Source organism: Gilliamella sp. Imp1-1, assembly GCF_001690415.1.
Taxonomy (GTDB): Bacteria; Pseudomonadota; Gammaproteobacteria; order Enterobacterales; family Orbaceae; genus Gilliamella; species Gilliamella bombi.
In genome coordinates this window covers 1-21612 of record NZ_LZHK01000070.1, presented here as the reverse complement: position 1 = coordinate 21612, position 21612 = coordinate 1, and the positions used below count along the sequence as shown (strand labels likewise).

At 35.9% G+C, this 21612-nt stretch carries 21 protein-coding genes, 1 pseudogene and 1 other annotated feature; of the genes and pseudogenes, 10 read left to right on the top strand and 12 right to left on the bottom strand.

The window, feature by feature from the left end:
* Positions 1–145: 145 nt before the first annotated feature.
* The 5 genes from A9G38_RS06680 (at position 146) to A9G38_RS06660 (ending at position 3932) form a co-directional block, all read left to right on the top strand.
* A complete protein-coding gene (locus A9G38_RS06680; protein WP_034913007.1) occupies positions 146–865 on the top strand; it encodes an epoxyqueuosine reductase QueH in 720 nt (239 codons plus the stop codon).
* 197 nt (positions 866–1062) lie between these two features.
* Entirely contained in the window at positions 1063–2292 is a 1230-nt protein-coding gene (locus A9G38_RS06675) for a BadF/BadG/BcrA/BcrD ATPase family protein (RefSeq protein ID WP_141671748.1), read from the top strand.
* Complete coding sequence (locus tag A9G38_RS06670) at positions 2249–2530, top strand: hypothetical protein (RefSeq protein WP_034913012.1); 282 nt, start codon at positions 2249–2251, stop codon at positions 2528–2530. Before A9G38_RS06675 ends, A9G38_RS06670 begins: the two co-directional genes overlap by 44 nt.
* A 60-nt stretch (positions 2531–2590) precedes the next feature.
* The gene (locus A9G38_RS06665; RefSeq protein ID WP_034913015.1) at positions 2591–3529 is read left to right on the top strand and encodes a phosphatidate cytidylyltransferase; all 939 of its coding nucleotides are present in this window, start codon (positions 2591–2593) and stop codon (positions 3527–3529) included.
* A gap of 139 nt (positions 3530–3668) precedes the next feature.
* A complete protein-coding gene (locus tag A9G38_RS06660; protein WP_034913021.1) occupies positions 3669–3932 on the top strand; it encodes an HPr family phosphocarrier protein in 264 nt (87 codons plus the stop codon).
* 122 nt (positions 3933–4054) lie between these two features.
* Here the strand turns inward: A9G38_RS06660 and A9G38_RS06655 are convergent, their stop codons facing one another.
* Together A9G38_RS06655 and A9G38_RS06650 are read right to left on the bottom strand one after the other, a co-directional pair.
* Complete coding sequence (locus A9G38_RS06655) at positions 4055–5416, bottom strand: APC family permease (RefSeq protein ID WP_034913025.1); 1362 nt, start codon at positions 5414–5416, stop codon at positions 4055–4057.
* A gap of 520 nt (positions 5417–5936) precedes the next feature.
* Positions 5937–7625 carry an amidohydrolase gene (locus A9G38_RS06650; RefSeq protein ID WP_034913028.1) on the bottom strand — a complete coding sequence of 563 codons (1689 nt, stop codon included), beginning with the start codon at positions 7623–7625 and terminating at the stop codon, positions 5937–5939.
* 147 nt (positions 7626–7772) lie between these two features.
* Here A9G38_RS06650 and matP point away from each other — a divergent pair, with 147 nt between their 5' ends.
* The 3 genes from matP to cysB all read left to right on the top strand — a co-directional run bounded on the left by matP (position 7773) and on the right by cysB (position 12016).
* Positions 7773–8237 (top strand): macrodomain Ter protein MatP, encoded by a 465-nt coding sequence (gene matP / locus A9G38_RS06645; RefSeq protein ID WP_034913031.1) that lies wholly within the window; start codon positions 7773–7775, stop codon positions 8235–8237.
* A 29-nt stretch (positions 8238–8266) separates the two neighbouring features.
* Positions 8267–10876, top strand: coding sequence for a type I DNA topoisomerase (gene topA / locus A9G38_RS06640; RefSeq protein ID WP_034913033.1), 2610 nt, complete (start codon positions 8267–8269; stop codon positions 10874–10876).
* A 168-nt stretch (positions 10877–11044) separates the two neighbouring features.
* Positions 11045–12016: an HTH-type transcriptional regulator CysB gene (gene cysB, locus A9G38_RS06635; protein WP_034913038.1), complete on the top strand. Its 972-nt coding sequence runs from the start codon at positions 11045–11047 to the stop codon at positions 12014–12016.
* 76 nt (positions 12017–12092) lie between these two features.
* Here the strand turns inward: cysB and hisIE are convergent, their stop codons facing one another.
* From hisIE to A9G38_RS06590, 9 genes are all read right to left on the bottom strand, one after another.
* Positions 12093–12719, bottom strand: a complete 627-nt coding sequence (hisIE, locus tag A9G38_RS06630) for a bifunctional phosphoribosyl-AMP cyclohydrolase/phosphoribosyl-ATP diphosphatase HisIE (protein WP_034913042.1) — start codon at positions 12717–12719, stop codon at positions 12093–12095.
* A complete protein-coding gene (gene hisF, locus A9G38_RS06625; protein ID WP_034913044.1) occupies positions 12713–13489 on the bottom strand; it encodes an imidazole glycerol phosphate synthase subunit HisF in 777 nt (258 codons plus the stop codon). The genes hisIE and hisF overlap by 7 nt, the downstream gene beginning before the upstream one ends.
* Positions 13471–14208: a 1-(5-phosphoribosyl)-5-[(5-phosphoribosylamino)methylideneamino]imidazole-4-carboxamide isomerase gene (hisA, locus tag A9G38_RS06620; RefSeq protein ID WP_034913080.1), complete on the bottom strand. Its 738-nt coding sequence runs from the start codon at positions 14206–14208 to the stop codon at positions 13471–13473. Before hisA ends, hisF begins: the two co-directional genes overlap by 19 nt.
* Positions 14209–14225: 17 nt before the next feature.
* Positions 14226–14813 carry an imidazole glycerol phosphate synthase subunit HisH gene (gene hisH, locus A9G38_RS06615; protein ID WP_034913047.1) on the bottom strand — a complete coding sequence of 196 codons (588 nt, stop codon included), beginning with the start codon at positions 14811–14813 and terminating at the stop codon, positions 14226–14228.
* Complete coding sequence (gene hisB / locus A9G38_RS06610; RefSeq protein ID WP_034913050.1) at positions 14814–15881, bottom strand: bifunctional histidinol-phosphatase/imidazoleglycerol-phosphate dehydratase HisB; 1068 nt, start codon at positions 15879–15881, stop codon at positions 14814–14816.
* 8 nt (positions 15882–15889) lie between these two features.
* Positions 15890–16948, bottom strand: a complete 1059-nt coding sequence (hisC, locus tag A9G38_RS06605; protein WP_034913055.1) for a histidinol-phosphate transaminase — start codon at positions 16946–16948, stop codon at positions 15890–15892.
* A 9-nt stretch (positions 16949–16957) separates the two neighbouring features.
* Positions 16958–18259, bottom strand: a complete 1302-nt coding sequence (gene hisD, locus A9G38_RS06600) for a histidinol dehydrogenase (RefSeq protein ID WP_034913058.1) — start codon at positions 18257–18259, stop codon at positions 16958–16960.
* 4 nt (positions 18260–18263) lie between these two features.
* On the bottom strand, positions 18264–19163 hold the full coding sequence (hisG, locus tag A9G38_RS06595; protein ID WP_034913062.1) for an ATP phosphoribosyltransferase: 900 nt from the start codon (positions 19161–19163) through the stop codon (positions 18264–18266).
* 38 nt (positions 19164–19201) lie between these two features.
* Positions 19202–19322 (bottom strand) — a sequence feature (His leader region).
* A gap of 199 nt (positions 19323–19521) precedes the next feature.
* Positions 19522–19830 carry an Lrp/AsnC ligand binding domain-containing protein gene (locus tag A9G38_RS06590; RefSeq protein ID WP_051634243.1) on the bottom strand — a complete coding sequence of 103 codons (309 nt, stop codon included), beginning with the start codon at positions 19828–19830 and terminating at the stop codon, positions 19522–19524.
* 201 nt (positions 19831–20031) lie between these two features.
* Between A9G38_RS06590 and A9G38_RS06585 the strand changes: the two genes are divergently transcribed.
* A complete protein-coding gene (locus A9G38_RS06585) occupies positions 20032–20595 on the top strand; it encodes a cysteine hydrolase family protein (protein WP_034913065.1) in 564 nt (187 codons plus the stop codon).
* Between the two features lie 211 nt (positions 20596–20806).
* Here the strand turns inward: A9G38_RS06585 and A9G38_RS06580 are convergent, their stop codons facing one another.
* On the bottom strand, positions 20807–21208 hold the full coding sequence (locus tag A9G38_RS06580; RefSeq protein WP_034913068.1) for a DoxX family protein: 402 nt from the start codon (positions 21206–21208) through the stop codon (positions 20807–20809).
* Positions 21209–21500: 292 nt separating this feature from the next.
* On the opposite strand from A9G38_RS06580, the pseudogene A9G38_RS12030 reads away from it, so the two are divergent.
* A pseudogene (locus tag A9G38_RS12030) lies at positions 21501–21612 on the top strand (IS5/IS1182 family transposase); the annotation flags it as partial.

Sequence of the window (21612 nt, the reverse complement as noted above, 5' to 3'; positions counted from 1 at the left end):
TAAAAATATGTCAGTTTCATAAATTTAGATATAGAATTTTGGTTTTCTCCTTGAAGGTTAGAGTGTATAGCTATATCATAATTGACCGACTAAGCTCTTAGTTAGCTAGACCCCAGAAAATAGAAAACAAAATAAATGAGTCCTCATGTTAATTAATGCTAAAAATATTCTCGAAAAATTAAATCCACATAATAAAGTAAATTACGATTCTGTTTTAAAAGAAGTGATTAATAATTGGCAATCAGAATCAATTCGACCAAAGTTATTAATTCATAGTTGTTGTGCACCTTGTAGTACCTATGTTTTAGAGTATTTAGCACAATATGCGGATATTACAATTTATTTTGCTAATTCTAATATTCATCCCAGAGTTGAATATGAGCATCGTAGTATGGTGCAACAGAAATTTATTGCTGACTTTAATCAAAAAACAGGTAATAACGTTCAATTCTTAGAAGCACCTTATCAGCCAGCAGAATTTATTAAACAAGTTGGTCATTTACGTGATGCGCCAGAAGGAGGAGAGCGTTGCCATATTTGTTACAAAATGCGATTAGATCTGGCCGCAATTAAAGCACAAGAATTGGGTTTTGACTATTTTGCAAGCGCTTTAACACTAAGCCCTAAAAAGAATAGCCAAAAAATAAACGAACTGGGGTTTGAAATTCAAGAGATCTTTTCGGTCAATTATCTGCCTTCTGATTTCAAAAAGAATAACGGTTATAAACGCTCTATTGAATTATGCAAGGAGTATGATGTGTATCGTCAATGTTACTGCGGTTGTATTTTTGCTGCCAAAGCACAAGGTGTTGATTTGAAAAATGTGATTGCGATAGCTAAGCAAGGATTAGAGAAGGGTTTGTAACTATTAGGGACATTTAATTATAGACCATACTCAAACGTATAGTTACCTGAAACTTTTTGACACTGTTATTATCTGCGGAAAGATATTTTTTAAACAGAACTATTAAAAAATTTAAACATTTAGCTATAATTGTCATTTATAAAAATAAAATTAATTTTTTAATAGTTAGCTATATTCTTGCTAAATGTGAGTTTATTATGTCAAAACTATATAAGTTAGGATTGGATGTTGGTTCTACAACAGCTAAATGTGTGTTACTTGATGAGCATGATAACTTTGTGTATGCCAATTATGTTCGCCATAATGCCCATGTTATAGCAACTGTGTTGCGATTATTAGATGAGATAGTACAAAAACTTGGCAATAATATTATCTTGTCGGTGAAAGTGACTGGTTCGGCAGGAATGGGGATTTCGGAAAAAGCAGAGATTGCTTTTATTCAAGAAGTGGTAGCTGCTTCAGAAGTTGTGCAACGAAAATATTCCGAAGTAAGAACATTGATTGATATAGGGGGAGAAGATAGTAAGATGATCTTCTTCTTCCCAGATCGTCCACCAGATATTCGTATGAATGGCAGTTGTGCTGGTGGAACTGGAGCGTTTATCGATCAGATGGCAACGTTACTTAATACTCCAGTTCAACAATTCGATCTTCTCGCCCAAAATCACAACCAAATTTACCCAATCGCTTCTCGTTGTGGTGTTTTTGCTAAAACCGATGTCCAAAATCTGATTAGTCGTAACGTTTCAAAAGAAAATATCGCATATTCTGTTTTGCATGCCGTTTGTATTCAGTTAGTTAACACCTTAGCGCGTGGTTATGACGTTGTACCAAAAGTGATGTTAATTGGTGGACCATTTTCATTTATTCCAACACTTGGTAAAGCGGCTTTAGAGACTTTAAAGCTAACTGAAGATCAAATTGTAAAAACTGAACATCCCACCTTATTGTCGGCTTGGGGAGCTGCAATTCATCTTTTGGATCGTACTGAGCTTTCAATTACTGATTTTATTGCAAAATTAAATGCCTCAACAAAAATAACCACTAATCAGTCTTTTAGATTAAATCCATTATTTAATAAATTATTGCCTTTTGATGATTGGAAAAAACAAAGAAAATATATTGAAATTCCTAAAATTAAGCTAGCTGATTATCAAAAACAAAACGCTTTTTTAGGTATTGATAGTGGATCTACAACTACAAAAATTACTTTAATTGGTGAAGATGATGAGTTGCTTTTTACCTATTATGCACCAAATAATGGTCACTCTATTGGTGCTTTAAGCAAAGGTTTAACACAATTAAAGCAAGAAATTGCATCATCAAGTAAAAACATTGTTATTGCTCGAACAGGTGTTACAGGTTATGGCGAAGAGCTATATTATGGGATTGATTGGGATTTATTACACATTACGAATTCAGTTTGATAAACAACTGTTTAAATATTTGTCTACTCGCAATAAACAACTCGCCAATACACTTATTGAGTTAGATAATGCACTGTTAACCCTTCATTTAATTAAGTCCAATCAGTTAACAAAACGGACTATCATTGAACGCCAACAAGGTACGTTAAGGTTATTTAGAAAACAAATAACATTACTGATTATACAAATTATATTATTAATAGGAGCATGGTTTAGTGGCATTCTTCAATCTTGGTAATTCAGTTAAAGTAAAATTGGTCCATATTTAACAGTGGACAAGCAATAAGGAGAAAGGAATATGCCTAATTATCAAAATGATACCTTATTACTATTTGCTGGCGTTGGTATTTTACTTGTTATTGCCTCTATTATAGGTTGGTTATTAAAACGGCATCTTAGTAGTCCAAATAGTGTAATTGATAATCTTATTACTCGCATTAATGCATGGTGGGTAATGGTGGCAGTTATAGGTATTGCATTCTTGATAGGAAAATTTGCGATAGTTTTTCTGTTTTTTATAGCATCGGGTATTGCATTACGAGAGTTTTTAATTTTAACGCCAGTTAGTCGTTATGATTCTTATGCATTGATATTTGCCTATTTCATTGCTTTACCTTTGCAATATATTTTAGTTGCTATATCGTGGTATGGATTATTTAGTATTTTTATCCCTGTTTATGGCTTTTTATTATTAGCCATTTTGGCGGCAATAACCGGTTCAACTTATGATTTTTTGGAGAGAACGGCTGAAGTACAATGGGGATTAATGATTACAGTATATAATATTTCTTGTGTACCAGCATTATTAATATTACCAATTGATAATTATCAGGATCGCAATCTTCTTTTGATTGCTTTTTTAGTATTGGTTGTAGAGCTTTCAGATGTGTTGCAATATGTGTTTGGAAAATTATTCGGTAAACATAAAATTAGTCCAAATTTATCGCCATCTAAAACGGTTGAAGGATTTATTGGAGGAACCTTATCAGCAAGTTTAATTGGTGCGTGCCTATTTTGGATCACACCTTTTAGTTTTATCCAAGCAGGTTTTATTTCACTCATGCTTACATTATTGGGTTTTTTGGGTGGTTTGGTTATGTCTGCCATCAAACGAGATAGAGGTATAAAAGATTGGGGAAATTTAATTAGTGGTCATGGTGGTGTGCTCGATCGTTTAGATTCTGTTTGTTTTGCCGCACCGATCTTTTTTCATCTTGTACGTTATTTTTGGGTCTAACTTTAATATTAACTTTAAATAAGCAAACTAGTTTATCTAAATTATACAAATTCACATGCAAAAAAAGAGCAAAATCGTTTAATTTATGATATAAATACAGTTATAGTTTTAACTTTAAAATATAAATAAGGACTTTATTATGTTAAAAGAGCAAATGGTAGTAAAAAATTCAACGGGCTTGCATGCTCGCCCTGTAACAACTCTAGTTAAATTAGCTGGTCGTTATAAATCATCAATTGAGCTTGTTTATAATGATAAAGCAATTAAATTAAAAAGTATGATGGGTTTACTAGGTGCTGGTGTTAAAGGTGGTTCAACTGTTGAAATCATCTGTGATGGTGAAGATGAACAAGCAGCAATGGACGAAATCCGTGAACTATTTGCAACTGGTTTTGGTGAGTAATTACAACATTAGCTAGCTAATAATTATTTTTTTATTTGATTCCGTCGACTTAAGTCGACGGAGTTGTTTTTTGAAAGGCGTAACTAGATACTTTTAAGTAGACCTAATTTAAAAAGATTAAGTTAATTTTTGATTATTGAATTCAATTCGCTATGATCAATTGAAGGCAACGTTTTGGTAAAACCTTTAGTTAGATAAATTAAATAAATAACCCCAATTGCTAACCAAGCTAAACCAACAATCATCGCTGTTGCATCAAGACTTGTCCACAACCACAATGAAAGCAAAACGCCAATTGCAGGTAACAGTCCATACTTAAATAGCATCGATGCTGTTTTTGCATTATTACCACCAAGGTAGCTTTTAATCACACATAAATTGACAAAAGTAAAAGCTACTAATGCGCCAAAGCTTATCATTGAAACCACTAAACTAAGGTCTAATACTAATGATAGCAATGAAAAGCAAGCAACAAAGATAATTGATAAATAAGGCGTTCTAAAGCGTGGGTGAATTTTATAAAAAATCTGTTTAGGTAGCACCCCTTCACGTCCCATTGCATAGAAAATCCGTGACACGCTAGTTTGCGCAGTCATTGCTGATGCAAAAACTCCAGTTATATAAGCTGTTTGGAAGAAGTTATACATAAATTCCCCCCCCAATTTACTAATATCACCAACTCGACGAACTACGTCTAGACTTGCTGTATCTTTATTATCTACAAAATCTGTCCACTGAGGATAGGCTAAGTGTGCACAATATGAAACAACTAAGAAGATACAACCAGCAATTAATACGGTAAAGATAATGGCTTTAGGTAATGATTTTCGTGCATCATTAGACTCTTCGGCTAGGGTTGCTATTGCATCAAATCCTAAAAAAGCTAAACACAATATTGCTGCACCAGATAGTAATCCACTAAAATCATCAGTATTAACTAATAATGGTTTTAGCATTGTTTCCGATGTCAAATCAACATTAGTCACTGTCAAAATGATAAATAATATGATGAAAAAAACTTGCAATACATTCAAGGTAACGTTTACACAATTAATTAGTTTAATTCCAAGATAGTTTAATACACTGACCCCCAAAAGAGATGCCAATACAAAAACGTAGGCTGGAATAAAACAGAATCGGTCGTGAAGATAAATACCTAAAACCAAATAATTTAATATTGGCAAAAATAGGTAATCAAGGATTTGTGCCCAACCCACCAAAAATCCAGCTTTTCCACCAAAAGTACGTTGTACATAAGAATAAGCAGAACCAGCAATAGGTAGCTTATTTGCCATACGACAATAGCTTAATGCAGTGAAAAAAATCATGGCAAGGGTGATGATATAGGCTATAGGTAAGTGTCCATTACTGGCAACAGTGACTTCCCCATAAGTGGTAAAGATCCCTAAAGGAACCATATAAGCTAAACCAAATGCAATTAATGCAGGTGTGGTTAAAACTCGTTTCATTTTTATTGCGGACATGACTTACTTTGCTCCTCTGTCCCAAAAAACAATAAAAAACTACTAAGTATAGTTTTGCCTTTTTACCCGCTTAAAGCGGCAGGGAATTCTGCCATATTATAATAATTATGCAAGCTAATTTTTTGTAAAAATATTAAAGCGGGCAAATTATAAACTTTAAAGTATATTAGCTGCTAATTAAGACCTATTTAATTTAAACTGGTTAGTTAAAACTTTGAATTTCTATTTTTACATTTGAGTAGCAACAGAAATACTAATTTAACAAATCAGTTTATAAAATAAGTGTAGATTATTGTATTGATCTTTAGTGGAATTAGGAGGTATGGTCAGGAGCCATATGGTATGTGATTGATATGTTTATCGGAGCATTGATTATTGCTGCTATCTTACATTTCACAAAAACGACAGCGGTGGAAACAGAAAAATCAAAAGCAATTGAAGTTGATTAAAGCTTGGATAATTATTTATGCTACACCACTAATAATTGTGGTGTAGTAATTTGACATAAAAAATTTAAATTTTAAATTACATCATTTTGATAAACCGTTTTACCGCCAACAATAGTTGTTAACACGTTAACGTTTTGGATATCATTAGCTGGTATGGTAAATGGGTTGCGATCTAAAATAATTAAATCAGCAAATTTACCTTTTTCAATTGAACCAATATATTCATCTTGATTTAATACATATGCAGCATTGATAGTAGCACTACGCAATACTTCAGTAATGGTTAAATTACGATCGCTGTCTAATCGTGGATGATCAGCATCAATTTGTCGAGTCATAGCAATTTGGAAATCATACCATTCGTTTAAAGGATCAATTGGCCAATCGCTACCAAATGCACAGTTTACACCAGCATCAATGTATTGCCCGTGCGCTTCTAATCCATTATAACGTTCTGGACCAAATAGAGTTTGATACTGCTCAACCATTGCTGAACTACAACCAGCCCACTGGAAAGAAAATACTACGCAAGCATTTAATTGTTTATATCTAGCAAACTGGTGTGTTGCGCTTAGTTCGTTATGTGCAGTGCTTGGACGGATATCTGCATCAGGTAAGGCTTTTCGCATTTTTTCAATAGCGTCAAGTACTACTTCAATTGCCCCTTCACCAACAGTATGCATATGTGGATGAAAACCTGCTTTTGCGGATTCAAGTATTAATGCATCTAACATTTCAGTGGAATAATAAAGATCACCGTAACGATCTTTTTCGTTTTCTAACTGATATGGTTTAAGTAATCGTGCCGTCATCAAAGGTGCTTGCATTACGCCATCTACAAATAACTTAGTATGTGATATTTTAATGCCTGGTTTAGGTTGCCAGTTTTTATCATCATAACGAGCGGCAAACTGTTTTACTTTCTCAATGACATTTGGAATATCGGCGATTGATGATACATCATCAGGTGGCAATTCCCGAGCTCCGAACAGGCGGATAGAAAGCCCATCTTGTTGCTGTAGTCTTAAAAAGGCATCGGCTTGAGTTTCAGTAATTCGAGCATCCATAACAGCAGTAACGCCTTGTTTATTTAATTCTGCTTGCGATAATTTAGCAATATTAAGTGCTTGTTCATCAGTTAATTTAGAAATACTATCAAAAGCACGCATGGCTGGAGCATCTTCTAATATACCATTTAATTCACCTTCATCAGTACGACCAATTTTACCATCCGATGGTTCCGGAGTGTCTCTATCTAAACCAAATTTTTCTAATGCTATGCTGTTAGCAACCAAAGTATGACAATCATTTGAAAACAAAATAACAGGGCGTTTTGTATTGAGTTTATCAAGATCAAAACGAGTAATATCTGTACCAATTGGCAAGACTTCTTGGCGTAACCAACCACGGACTTGCAACCAATTAGCGTTATGATTGGGATGATCTTTATCTAAATAGTCTTGAATAATAGCTAAAGTCTCATTAATAGTTAAACTTTGGTAATTTAAATTACATGATGATAATTGCATGCCACCCCAAAAGGTGTGTAAATGTGAGTCAATAATGCCTGGCATCATTGTCTTGCCTTGCAAATCATAAATTATTGTATGATTATCAACATAGTGACTGTTATTTATTTCTTGCGTGGAGCCTGTTGCAATAATATAGCCATTTTCAATTGCGATAGCGTCACACACGCTGTCTTGCTTATCTGCGGTGTAAATATAGCCATTAATATAAATAACATCAGCTTTAGCCATTATGTAGAATTCCTTAAATAAAGATCGAAATGAAAGGCTCACGATAACAGATTTATAAAAAATTTGTCAAACGCAATAATTTTCTTTATTGTGTGAGCAGATTATGCTACAAATAGCTATTTAGTTACAGCGTCACAAGGTGAACGGATGAAATATCAACAGTTAGAAAACCTTGAATGCGGTTGGAAATGGAATTACCTAGTTAAAAGGCACTTAGAAGGCGAGTTAATTACACGCTATATTGAAAAAAGTGCTGCGCAACATGCGGTCAATGAGTTATTGTTGTTGGAACATAACCCAACTGGTGTTGTTGATTGGATAAAACAGCATTTAAATCCTGACTTAGATAATCGCCTGAAGCAAACTATTCGGGCAAGGCGAAAGCGTCATTTTAATGCAGAACAACAAAATACTCGAAAAAAATCCATTGATTTGGAATTTTTAGTTTGGCAACGATTGGCTAATTTAGCTAAACGCCGTGGATGCACGTTGTCACAAACCATTACTCAACTAATTGAAGATGCAGAGCAGAAAGAACAATATGCAACGAAAGTATCAACAATTAAAGATGATTTACTGTCACTCCTAGATGTAAATATTGATAGTAAATAATACAAACAACAGAATAGAAAGGTTTAATTATGGGAAAATCCCTTGTTATTGTGGAATCACCAGCCAAAGCAAAAACGATCAATAAATATCTTGGCAAAGATTTCGTGGTTAAATCAAGTGTAGGTCATATTCGCGATCTACCTGTAAGTGGTAGCAGCCAACGAGCTGAAAAATCAATAAAAGACAAAAAAGATAAAGTTGAGAAAAAAGTTAAACGTTCAGAAAAACAAGTATTGGTTGATCGCATGAGCGTCGATCCATATAACGGTTGGAAAGCGCATTACGAAATTCTACCAGGTAAAGAAAGAGTAGTATCTGAACTGAAAAAACTGGCTAAAGATGCTGACATGATCTATCTTGCAACCGATTTGGATAGAGAAGGAGAAGCCATTGCATGGCATCTTAAAGACGTGATAGGTGGTGAAGATAGCAAATATCGTCGTGTTGTTTTTAACGAAATTACCAAAACGGCGATCAAAAATGCTTTTAATGAACCATCGATGCTTGATATGGATCGGGTTAACGCCCAGCAAGCACGTCGATTTATGGATCGGGTAGTTGGCTTTATGCTATCGCCATTACTTTGGAAAAAGGTTGCTAGGGGCTTATCAGCTGGACGTGTACAATCTGTTGCTGTACGCCTTGTTGTTGAGCGTGAACGCGAAATTCATGCTTTCATTCCTGAAGAATACTGGGATCTGTTTGCTGATTTGAGCACGGCTAAAAATGAGCCATTAAGTTTACAAGTTACTCATTATAAAAACGATGCATTCGAACCTAAAGATAAAGTTGCCATTGATATTGCGCTAGCTGAACTTAATAAAAACCAATATCAAGTAACTAATATTGAACAAAAGCCAACTAAAAGTAATCCAACAGCACCTTTTATTACCTCAACTTTACAGCAAGCAGCAAGTACTCGTCTTGGTTTTGGTGTTAAAAAAACCATGATGTTGGCTCAAAGATTATATGAAGCAGGTTACATTACCTATATGCGTACTGACTCGACCAATTTAAGTCAGGATGCGCTAGCGATGGTACGTGATTATATTGGTAAAAATTTTGGCGATAAATATCTACCAAAATCGGCTAATGTATACAGTAGTAAAAAGAACTCGCAAGAAGCGCATGAAGCGATTCGCCCATCAGATGTTACTATCTTAGCTGATAATCTTAGTGATGTTGAAGCTGATGCCGCTAAATTATACCAACTAATTTGGCGCCAATTTGTAGCTTGCCAAATGACATCGGCTGAATATAACTCAACAACAATTACGGTTAATTCAGGTGATTTTACTTTAAAAGCCAAAGGTCGGACATTGCGTTTTGATGGTTGGACTAAAGTGCAGCCACAGCTAGCCAAAAATAATGAAGATAAAATATTACCATCACTATCGATAAACGATAAGCTTGATTTAATTAACTTAAATCCAAATCAACATTTTACCAAACCACCAGCAAGATATAACGAAGCATCTCTTGTTAAAGAGCTTGAAAAACGAGAAATTGGGCGACCATCGACTTATGCAACCATTATTTCGACAATACAAGATCGTGGTTATGTACGTTTAGATAATCGTCGGTTTTATGCTGAAAAAATTGGTGAAATTGTTACCGATAGACTTAGTGAAAACTTTAATGACCTAATGAGTTATGATTTTACAGCACGTATGGAACATGCTCTGGATGAAATTGCTCATAAAAAACAAGAATGGCGTGAAGTGCTGGATCAGTTTTTCAGTGACTTTAGTCAGCATCTTGAGGTTGCTGAACAAGCACCAGATAAAGGCGGAATGCAGCTTAATCCATTAGTGCTAACACCTGAAATTAAATGTCCAAATTGTGGGCGTGAAATGGGTATTAAGACTGCTGGTACTGGTGTATTTTTAGCTTGTTCAGGCTATGCGTTGCCACCTAAAGAGCGTTGTAAACAGACCATTAACTTAATTCCTGAGCACGAAACATTAAATATTCTAGAAGAAGCTGAAACAGCAGAAACTGATGCTTTAAGAGCCCGTAAACGCTGTCCAAAATGTCACACGGCTATGGATAGTTATCTACTTGATAATGAAAGAAAACTACATATCTGTGGCAATAACCCGATTTGTGATGGTTTTATTGTCGAAAAAGGTAACTTTAAGGTTAAAAGTTATGAAGGGCCAATTATTGAATGCGAAAAATGTGGTTCAGAAATGCATTTAAAATCAGGGCGATTTGGCCTATATATGGGCTGTACTAATCCTGATTGTAAAAATACGCGTAAGATCTTAAAAAATGGTGATGTTGCACCACCAAAAGAAGACCCAGTTGATCTACCTGAACTAAAATGCACCAAGTCAGATGCACATTTTGTATTACGTGACGGTGCTGCGGGTATCTTTTTGGCGGCGCATAATTTTCCAAAATCAAGAGAAACACGCGCACCTTTGATAGAAGAGTTACAACGTTTTAAAGAGCGCTTACCCGAAAAATTCATTTATTTGACCGAAGCACCAAATAAAGATCCTAATGGTAATCCATCAATTGTTCGTTTTAGCCGTAAAAATAAACAACAATATGTTACTTCTGAAGTTAATGGAAAATCGACAGGTTGGGTGATGCAATATGTGGATGGCAAATGGATCAATAGTAAAAAATAGGTAAGCACGTCTGAATTTTGTGAAAAACTTTCAGGAAAGTATACGTTTTAGTATAAAATAATTATTGTTTTGTGCTAGGCTGTGAAATGACTTACCTTAGCAATTCTTCCTTTTGTAATGTTATTAAAAAGGAAGAAAGGCATACAGTTAAAGGAGCGTTTTAGTGTTATGAAATTGCAACAATTACGCTATATTGTTGAGGTCGCAAATAACGACCTCAATGTATCGCTAACATCCGAAAAACTGTATACCTCTCAACCCGGTATAAGCAAACAAATAAAATTATTAGAAGACGAGCTCGGCGTTCAGATATTTACTCGAGTGGGTAAACACCTTTCTCAAATCACACCGGTTGGTGAAAAAATCATTGCTCTTGCCCGAGAGATCCTCAATAAGTCCAATGATATTAAGATTATCGCCAAAGAGTTTAGTCAACCAAATCAAGGCTCATTAACAATTACCACTACCTATACTCAAGCTCGTTATACATTGCCAGTTGTGATTCAACAGTTTATGCAGCAATATCCAAAGATTACATTGCATATGGAGCAAGGATCATCTCCTCAATGTATTTTACAAACTCAAGCAGGTCAGGCTGAATTTGCTATTGTGACCGATATCTCACAGCTTAGCGATGATATGATTGCCTTACCTTGCTATCACTGGAATCAAGCTGTGATAGTGATGAAAGATCATCCGCTTGCCAAAAGTAAATTAATTTCGATTGAAGAGCTTTCAAAATATCCGTTAGTTAGCTATGATTTTTCTAATGATGGTTCAGATTTAAATCAAGCTTTCTTGCGTGCTAACCAATCACCTAATATTGTTTTTAGCACAACGGATGCTGAGTTAATTAAAACTTATGTTAAATTAGGTGTTGGCGTTGGTATTGTGGCAAAAATGGCGGTGATCAATACTTCAGATGACGATTTAGTTGTACTTAATGCTGGACATATTTTTCCTTACAGCACGACCTATATTGTTTTTCCTCGCTCATTATATTTACGCAGTTATATGTATGATTTTATCAGTCAGTTTTCGGCTCATTTGAATCGACAAGCTGTAGAAAAACTTATGTTATGTGAAAAAAATTCCGAAGTATTAACGATGTTTAACGGGGTAAAATTACCAGTTTACTAATTTATTCTATCTTTTTTATGAGAATAAAAAAATTGAAACAAAGTGCGATATAACTCGCACTTTGGATGGATTATAACTATTTATGTCTTGCTTTTAAAATACCAATGACATCTTGTAAAGACAGATTCTGGTCTTGGAGTAAAACTAATAAATGATAAATTAAATCGGCAGATTCATTTTTTAGTTCCTCTCTGTCATGAACTGTTGCAGCAAGGGCTGTTTCAACGCCTTCTTCTCCCACTTTTTGGGCTATGCGCTTAGTGCCGTCATGATACAGTTTTGCGGTATATGATGATTTAGGATCGGCATTTTTACGCCCTGCAATTATCTGTTCTAATTCAAATAAAAATCCCCATTGGGTTTTAGTCGAAGCAAAACAACTTGTTGAGCCGGTATGGCAAGTTGGGCCAACTGGATCAACTAAAATCAATAATGTATCATTATCACAATCAGTTGAAATACTCACAACATTAAGAAAATAGCCAGAAGTTTCACCCTTTGTCCAAAGGCGCTGTTTGGTTCGTGAATAAAAAGTGACTTTGCCGCTATTTTGTGTTTGTGCTAACGCTTCTTGATTCATATAGCCAAGCATTAACACATCGCCCGAAACATAATGCTGAATAATGACTGGCATTAAATTATTCACTTTTTGCCAATCCAGTTGTTGTAAATCTAATTGGGTATTGCAATTTTGCGTTAACATAATCGAATATTTACTCCATGTTGTGCCAAATATTGTTTAAGTTCACCAATATTAATAATCTGTTTATGAAAAACTGAAGCAGCTAATGCTCCATCAACTTGTGCTTCATTAAATGCCTGTAGAAAATGCTCAATAGTACCAGCACCGCCTGAAGCAATTAGTGGCACGTTGCATACTTCTCGAACGGCGTTTAGTTGAATAATATCATATCCATTACGAACGCCGTCTTGGTTCATCATATTAAGCACAATTTCACCTGCACCACGTTTTTGTACCTCCTGTACCCAGTCGAGAGTGTTCCATTTTGTGGCAACGGTACGTTTTTCGTCACCAGTAAATTGATAAACATGATAATTGTTTGACTGTTTGTCATACCAGCTATCAATGCCAACTACAATGCACTGTACTCCGTAACGATCTGCAAGTCGTGTAATTAAACTAGGATCAGCAAGGGCAGGGGAATTAATCGAAATTTTATCAGCTCCAAAGGTTAATATTTGACCTGCATCTTCAACCGTTTTAATACCACCAGCAACACAAAAAGGGATATCAATCACTTCGGCAATTTTTGCAATCCAACTTTTATCGACAACACGACCATCTGACGAAGCGGTGATATCATAAAAAACGAGCTCATCTGCGCCTTCTTCTGCATATTTTTTTGCTAAGGGGACTATGTCTCCAATAATTTCATGATTACGAAATTGTACACCTTTAACCACTTGTCCATCGCGAACATCTAAACAGGGAATTATTCTTTTGGCCAACATGAAATTGCCTCCTGAACTGTAAATTTTTCTTCAAGTAAAGCACGGCCAACAATGACACCTTTAACACCCCTGTCTTTCAGTGCTTTGACATCACTCAATTGACCAATTCCGCCAGACGCTTGAAAAGCAATCTCTGGGTATTTACGACTAATTTCCTGATACAACTTAACGTTTGAGCCACTGAGTGTGCCATCTTTGGAAATATCTGTACACAATACATGCCTTAAGCCATAAGGAAGGTAATCATCAATCACTTGTTCTAGTGTCTGACAGGAATCTTCTTGCCACCCATGAATAGCGACATATTTATTTCCTTGGTTGTCAATGCGGACATCAAGAGCCAATACTAGCCTTTCTGCACCATATTTTGAAAACCACTGTTTGACCAATTCGGGTTGCTTAATAGCTGTCGAACCAATTACTATGCGAGCAGCGCCGGCAGATAGCAATGATTGTATATCTTTTTCAGTACGAATTCCTCCACCAACTTGAACTGGTATTTGCACACCATTAATCAGAGTTTGTATTAGCAAAATTTGGCGTTTTTTTGGATCTTTCGCACCTGTTAAATCAACAAGATGTAACAGTTTAGCACCTTGTTTTTCATAATCCTGTAAGCGTAAAAGTGGATCGTTGCCATAATCACGTTTTTGCTTATAATCACCTTGATGTAATCGCACAACGGAACCATCGATTAAATCAAGTGCAGGAATGATTATTGGAAAAGCTGTCATAGTTACATCTCCAAAAAGTTTTTTAGCAATTTTGCACCGGCTAAGCCAGAACGCTCGGGATGAAATTGCACGCCGTAAAAGTTTTCTTTTTGTACGGCTGCGGTAAAGCTTTCGCCGTAATTGGTTTCTGCTATTGTTGCTGAGCATAATGGCATCGCGTATCCATGTACAAAGTAAAAATAAGCATCATCAGGAATATCTCGAAATAGATGATGACCGGCTTTAGGTGAAACCTGATTCCACCCCATATGTGGTAAAGGTAAACCACAATTAGGAATTTCTCTAACTTTTTCGTGAATAATTCCCAATGTGTTAACATGTCCTTCGGTACTATAATCGGCTAAAAGTTGCATACCAAGGCAGATCCCTAATACAGGTTGAGTACAGACTTTGATAAGTTCAACTAAATGACGCTCTTTTAATTTTTCCATTGCTGAACTTGCGGATCCTACTCCAGGTAAAAACAACTTATCTGAGCTGAGCACGATATCAGGGTCAAGGCTAATTATTGGATCATAACCTAATCGTTGCACGGCATATTTGACCGAAGATAGATTAGCACAGCCAGTATCGAGGATGACAATCTTCATTTATAGCACTCCTTTTGAGCTTGGTAATCGGTCACTTTCAATTTTGATGGCTTGTTTTAATGTTCTAGCAAAAGCTTTAAATAAACTTTCTACTTTATGATGATCATTATCGCCTTCTGTTTCAATATGCAATGTAATAGCCATAGCATAACTTATTGAGTAAAAGAAATGTTCTACCATTTGCGTGCTCATATCGCCAACTTTAGGGTGAGTAAACTCTGCTTTAAATTTTAGATAAGGGCGTCCTGAAATATCTATTGCACATCTGGCCAAACACTCGTCCATAGGGATAACAGAGGCATAACGGGTAATACCACGTTTATCACCGAGTGCTATTTTTAGAGCCTCTCCTAAAGCTAGTCCAGTATCTTCTATGGTATGATGATCATCAATATGTAAATCACCATCAACTTGGATATTGAGTTTAATTCCACCATGAGTCGCAATTTGATCGAGCATATGATCAAAAAAACCAATTCCAGTATTAATTTGACTGCCACCTTGGCGATCAAGCCACACTTCAACAAGTATTTTAGTTTCTTTGGTATTGCGTTCAACTTTTGCATAACGATCTTTAGTGGTTAATCGTTGGGCGATTTCGTCCCAATTTAAATTTTCAGGATGATATCGTAATCCTTGGATTTGCATGTTTTCAGCCAATTGAATATCTGTGACCCTGTCACCAATAACATAACTGTTTTGTTTATCTAATTTACCACTAGTAAGATATGGCAAAACTAATTGGATTTTCGGCTTACGACACTCACAATTATCTTCTGGAAAGTGTGGGCAAATTAAGACATCCTCAAAATTAACACCTTGCGATTTAAAAATCTGCATCATCAAATTGTGTGGACCATCAAAATCAGCCTGTGGATAGCTACTAGTCCCGAGCCCATCTTGATTGGTGACCATCACTAAATGGTATCCCGCAGTTTGTAGCTTGAGTAGGGCAGGGATCACATTAGGTTCAAAAGCCAATTTTTTAAACTGATCAACCTGAAAATCAACCGGAGGTTCAGTAATTAGTGTGCCATCTCGATCAATAAATAAGTACTTTTGTAACATTTTTACTCCTATTTAATTGTTTTGAGCGCAGAAATGACTGCCTCGCAATCGGCTTGGGTACCAATGGTAATACGAATAATATTTTGTTGCCCAATAGATCTACTTTGATCTCGTAAAATAATCCCTTGGCGCCATAAAATATTAAATACATCTTTATCATGTTGAAATTTAACACACAAATAGTTGGAATAACTTGGATAAACTTTTTCGACAATTGGGCATTGTCGAAGTAAATTGGCAAATTTTTCCTTTTGATTATTTAAATTTACCACATGTAGCTTCATGGTATTCACACCATCTATACTCAATGCTTGAGCTGCAATATCAGCAACAGGGGTTGCTAGAGGGTATGGTGCAATAACCTTCTGTAAGGCTTCGATCACAGGTTCATTAGCAATGGTGAAACCGCAACGTAATCCAGCCAAAGCAAAGGCTTTGGATAATGTTCGTAAAATCACCAAGTGAGGATAGTCATTAAGCCAACTAACAACACTAGATTCAGGCGAAAACTCAATATAAGCCTCGTCAATAATGACCAAAGCACGATCTTTGGCAATATTAAGTAAAGCTTTGATATCATCAGAATCGATTAAATTACCGGTCGGATTATTTGGTGAACAGACATAAATTAGTTTTACAGTATCAATATTTTGTTTTATACCCTCAAGATCAAGCTGCCAATCAGAAGTGGTTGGCACAGTTTTGGTTTTAATACCTAATGTCTCAGCACTTACTTGGTACATACCATAAGTTGGTGGACAGTACAAAATGCTGTCTTTTTCAGGCTCACAAAATGCACGCATTAAAAGCTCAATGGCCTCATCAGCTCCTCGGCTAACGAGTACTTGTTCAGTTTTAACCCCTGCATATTGTGCATAACGCTGAATTACTTTTTCAGGCTGTGGTTCTGGATAACGGTTTAAGGTTTGATCGGTCAAGTCAAAATGTGGAGCAACGGGATACTCGTTTGCATTTAGCCACACATCGCCTTGACCACCAATTCGCCGAGCAGATTGATAAGGTGTTAATTGCTGAACATTTTTTCGAACTAATTTATTGATATCCATTTTAGCCACCTACTTTTGATTTGTTGAATTTAATACTGATAGACGAAGACTAACTGCTTGTTTATGAGCGGTTAGTTGTTCAGCCTCTGCCATAAGCTCAACGGCATTACCTATTGCTTTTAATCCTTCTGGTGTTAATTTTTGCACCGTCATACGTTTTTGAAAATCAGCAAGCCCAAGACTAGAATATGTGGCTGTATAACCATAAGTTGGTAATACATGATTGGTTCCTGATGCATAATCACCTGCTGACTCCGGTGACCAATCACCCAAGAAGATCGAGCCAGCACTAGTAATTTGTTCAACTAATTCATCCGCATTCGCAGTTTGAATAATTAAGTGTTCGGGACCATAGCGATTGCTAATAGCAACACATTCATCCAAATCTTTAGTTACAATAAGGCGACTTTCTTGTAATGCTTTTTTAGCGATATTTTGGCGCGATAGTTGCGTAAGTTGTTTATCGACTTCAATCGATACTGCTTGTGCTATTTTTTCATCAGGTGTTAACAAAATAACTTGTGAATCAGGACCATGTTCAGCTTGTGACAAAAGATCGGCAGCAATGAAAGCAGGATTTGCTGAACTATCTGCAATCACTAGTACTTCAGACGGACCAGCTGGCATATCTATGGCTGCGCCATCAAGTCGCTGACTGACTTGTCGTTTGGCTTCGGTAACGTAGGCATTTCCTGGACCAAAAATCTTATCGACTTTAGGAACCGATTTGGTGCCAAGCGCCATTGCGCCAATGGCTTGTGCACCGCCTAATTGATAAACCTCGCTAACACCACATAATTGTGCCGCATATAAAATTTCGTCAGCAATGGGCGGTGGTGAACATAAAATAACTTGACGACAACCCGCAATTTTAGCAGGTGTTGCAAGCATTAACACAGTAGATAATAAAGGGGCAGAACCACCCGGAATATAAAGTCCCACTGAATGAATAGGGCGCGTTACTAACTGACATTTTACGCCCGGCATTGTTTCGACCATAATGGATTGATAGGCTTGTGCTTGGTGGAATTTTTCAATGTTGGCAACCGCTAATTGCATGGCTTGTTTTAATTCAGGATTAACACGATTTGCGGCGGTTTTTATTTCTTCTTGTGTAAGCTTTATTTGCTCAATTTGAATTTTATCAAATTTGTTACTTAATGCTTTTAGAGCCTCATCGCCGTGCTGTTTTACTTGTACCAAAATATCTGCTACTGCTTTGCTAATCGAATCCGAAGCATTAATTGCTGGGCGAGTAAGTAGTTTCCTGCGTTGATCGTCAGTACATTGTTGCCAATAAGAGAGTTTCATATTATTACTCCATCATTTTTTCAATTGGTAATACAAGAATTGAACTTGCGCCTAATGTTTTTAATTTTTCCATGGTTTCCCAAAAAAGAGATTCACTACTCACCATATGTAACGCAACACGATTTTGCTCGCCTGTTAACGGTAAAATGGTTGGGTTTTCGGCACCCGGCAATAGCGCAACAATATCATCTAACACCTCAGTAGGGGCGTGGAGCATAATATATTTGGATTCACGAGCTTGAATAACGCCTTGAATGCGTGTCATGATTTTATCGATTAACGCCTGTTTTATTGGCGACATTTCACCTTGACGTTGAATTAAGCAGGCTTTTGATTTATAAATAACTTCGATCTCTTTTAGTCCATTGGCCTCAAGCGTTGCACCACTCGAAACCAAATCACAAATTACATCGGCAAGCCCAGCCCGAGGGGCAACTTCGACCGAACCATTAAGCAAACATGTTTTAAAGTTAACATTATATTGAGCAAGATAACGGCGGAGCAGGTGAGGGTAAGTGGTGGCAATACGCAAATCATTTAAACATTCTGGTCCTGTATACTCAAAATCACGAGGTGCTGCGATCGACAATCGACAGCCACCAAAATCTAAACTACGCAATTTTTTAAATTGTGGATCTTCGCCTTCGGCCTGCCTATCTAATACTTCCTCTTCTAAAACATTTTCGCCGACAATCCCAATATCGACAACGCCATCAATAACCAGTCCGGGGATATCGTCGTCACGAACACGCAAGATATCAATGGGCATATTTTCAGCAAAAGCAATCAAACGCTGTTCCTGAAGATTAATTTTAATACCACATTGGGCAAGTAACTTTTTTGATTCGTCACTTAATCGACCTGACTTTTGCATAGCAATGCGTAAACGCGAATTATCCAACATATCTTTCTCCAAAGTTATCTAAAAATTTATAAACTACAAACAAAAAACCCTCGGAAGTTTGATCTTCCGAGGGTTTCTGCTTGCTTTTGCGACATCACCGGAAGACCAAAGTCTTCCAGCACCAATTGCCCGAAGACTATTCAGGAATGATGGTGATGATGATGTGTACTAATAGCATTAGTAATAAAAACGCAAAAACAATTCATAAAAATAAAAACCTTTAACTGAGTTGATAATTAAAGCTACTGAACAAAATATAACAGAATTTACATGCTCGCAACTTTTTTTTGTTTTTTATGTAAAAAATCTTTATACAAAAAATAGTCAACAAGTTTAGGTGTAAATTTTTAAAATAGCGTTATTTAATCACTTTTGACTGATGACTAACTTTATAACGGCAATAGAGCTCAAGTTTGTCTAAAAAATGTGGTAAGTTTTGGTCTGTAAATTCACTTTTTATAAAATAACACCCATCGCCTGTGATTTTATAAAATTCGATGATTTCTTTAAACGACATGACCATGTTTTCGAACGAGGTGAATTGATTTGAATTCATATAAATCGTTATAAACTGAAGCTGATTTGTTTTTTCTTTAATAGTAAATTTTTCAATAATATGATTATCATACAATTCTTGAACTCGCTGTCCAACAGCCTGTCCTGACAAATATACTTTTTCGCCAATTTCTTTCCATGATTGACGACTATTTTTTTAAGTTCATCTAAAATAGCGCGATCTTTTTTATCCATACTTGTTTATCTTTTTCATTTTGAAAGTAGGTAAGTAATAATACTTTCAATTCATTATGTAACAGATAGCGTAATTATCGCATAATTATCAACTCAAACATAATTTAAGGACAAAACAATGAAACAAGGGTTAATAATTATCGACGTACAAAATGACTATTTCCCAACGGGTAAATTTACTTTAAACAATACAGAATTAACTTTACAAAATACCTTAAAACTACAAAAACACTTTAGAGCACAACAATTACCGATCTTTTATATTCAGCATATAAAGTCTGATCCTCATGCGGATTTTTTTGCTAACGGAAGTTTAGGCGCTGAAATTCATCCAAGTTTGTTACCGCTTGGTAACTTGCATGAGTATCTTGTCAAAAAAACATTCCCTAATAGTTTTTATCAAACTGAGCTACAAAAAAAATTACAACAAGAACAGATCCAGCAGATGGTTATTTGTGGAATGATGAGCCATATGTGTGTTGACTCAACAACACGTCACGCATCCGAACTAGGTTATCAACCGATATTAATCCACGATGCTTGTACAACTTGTGATCTCGAATTTGATGGTAAAACGATTCCATCCCAAGTGGTACATAACAACTTTATGTCTGCCTTAACCAATTTTGCATCGGTTGTAAGTTGTGAAATGTTTGTTCAAACCAAACTGGCTATTTTATAAATTATAGCATTGTAATTAAATGATTATGGATAATGGATGCCAAAAAAGCGATAACATATTTATAAACAATCTAAATTGGCTCGATCACAAACCGAGCCTTTTACTCTTCTAACCCACTCAACCCTAAGTAAAGATCAGTCAGAAAAAGTATTTATTTTATTGAGGTTTTTATTCAACTGTTTTGTCAAAAAAACAACTAATATCTCCCCCTCTAATACGCCAAATATTTAGCTAATACACTAAAGCGACCACTTCCTAGCAATGCTAAACTGAGTGCTGTTAGCGCCATAAAGGCAGGATATTCCCAACCGCCACCTGCGTTACTGAATGACCAACCATTCACTGAGTGAATAAATGTAATAACAATCATTTGAATCACTGCCAATAAACTAACAATGCGGGTTAAAATACCTAAAAGCAATAACAAACCGCCGCCAATTTCAAACATAATGGCTAAATAACCAATGAACCAAGGAAAGCCAAGTGATTGAAAATATTGCGCAGTACCTGAAGGAGTAAAGACGAGTAGTTTAGTAAAACCGTGCGCCAAGAACATGACACCCAAGGCAATTCGTAACATGAGTGAAGCTAGATCTGTTTGATATTGTTTCATTTTATTTTTCCTGTAAGTTAATTATTGTGATTGGTTAGCACCATTTGTTTATGATAATGGTTATTATTTTGTAGATAAATAAGCTATTATGTGATTTATTGTCAAAATAAGTGGGACAATTGTTTGGTGTTGGTGAAAGGCAGATGGATAGATCTAATAAATTACTAGAAATGATGGTTTTTGTGGCGGTAGTTGATTGTAATAGGGCGTGTTGATCTTTCATGATTATTTTTTAGACGGCATGATGTGAGTTATAATAATTCAGCCAAAAACAACCCTAACTCGATTCATCATGCCAAGAACAATGCTAACAGATAAACGGTGGGAAAAGCTACTACAAATAATGAAAAATACCGGCCGAGTTTATAATAAATCCGAGCATCGGATGACGTTTGAAGGGATCC

Coding starts and splice junctions, on each gene's coding strand:
- A9G38_RS06655 (WP_034913025.1), bottom strand. CDS start 5,416: ATGTCCGCAATAAAAATGAAACGAGTTTTAACCACACCTGCATTAATT.
- cysB (WP_034913038.1), top strand. CDS start 11,045: ATGAAATTGCAACAATTACGCTATATTGTTGAGGTCGCAAATAACGAC.
- A9G38_RS06665 (WP_034913015.1), top strand. CDS start 2,591: ATGCCTAATTATCAAAATGATACCTTATTACTATTTGCTGGCGTTGGT.
- hisG (WP_034913062.1), bottom strand. CDS start 19,163: ATGTTGGATAATTCGCGTTTACGCATTGCTATGCAAAAGTCAGGTCGA.
- A9G38_RS06580 (WP_034913068.1), bottom strand. CDS start 21,208: ATGAAACAATATCAAACAGATCTAGCTTCACTCATGTTACGAATTGCC.
- A9G38_RS06660 (WP_034913021.1), top strand. CDS start 3,669: ATGTTAAAAGAGCAAATGGTAGTAAAAAATTCAACGGGCTTGCATGCT.
- A9G38_RS06585 (WP_034913065.1), top strand. CDS start 20,032: ATGAAACAAGGGTTAATAATTATCGACGTACAAAATGACTATTTCCCA.
- A9G38_RS06680 (WP_034913007.1), top strand. CDS start 146: ATGTTAATTAATGCTAAAAATATTCTCGAAAAATTAAATCCACATAAT.
- hisB (WP_034913050.1), bottom strand. CDS start 15,881: ATGTTACAAAAGTACTTATTTATTGATCGAGATGGCACACTAATTACT.
- hisD (WP_034913058.1), bottom strand. CDS start 18,259: ATGAAACTCTCTTATTGGCAACAATGTACTGACGATCAACGCAGGAAA.
- A9G38_RS06675 (WP_141671748.1), top strand. CDS start 1,063: ATGTCAAAACTATATAAGTTAGGATTGGATGTTGGTTCTACAACAGCT.
- A9G38_RS06650 (WP_034913028.1), bottom strand. CDS start 7,625: ATGGCTAAAGCTGATGTTATTTATATTAATGGCTATATTTACACCGCA.
- hisIE (WP_034913042.1), bottom strand. CDS start 12,719: ATGTTAACGCAAAATTGCAATACCCAATTAGATTTACAACAACTGGAT.
- matP (WP_034913031.1), top strand. CDS start 7,773: ATGAAATATCAACAGTTAGAAAACCTTGAATGCGGTTGGAAATGGAAT.
- topA (WP_034913033.1), top strand. CDS start 8,267: ATGGGAAAATCCCTTGTTATTGTGGAATCACCAGCCAAAGCAAAAACG.
- hisF (WP_034913044.1), bottom strand. CDS start 13,489: ATGTTGGCCAAAAGAATAATTCCCTGTTTAGATGTTCGCGATGGACAA.
- hisH (WP_034913047.1), bottom strand. CDS start 14,813: ATGAAGATTGTCATCCTCGATACTGGCTGTGCTAATCTATCTTCGGTC.
- A9G38_RS06670 (WP_034913012.1), top strand. CDS start 2,249: ATGGGATTGATTGGGATTTATTACACATTACGAATTCAGTTTGATAAA.
- hisC (WP_034913055.1), bottom strand. CDS start 16,948: ATGGATATCAATAAATTAGTTCGAAAAAATGTTCAGCAATTAACACCT.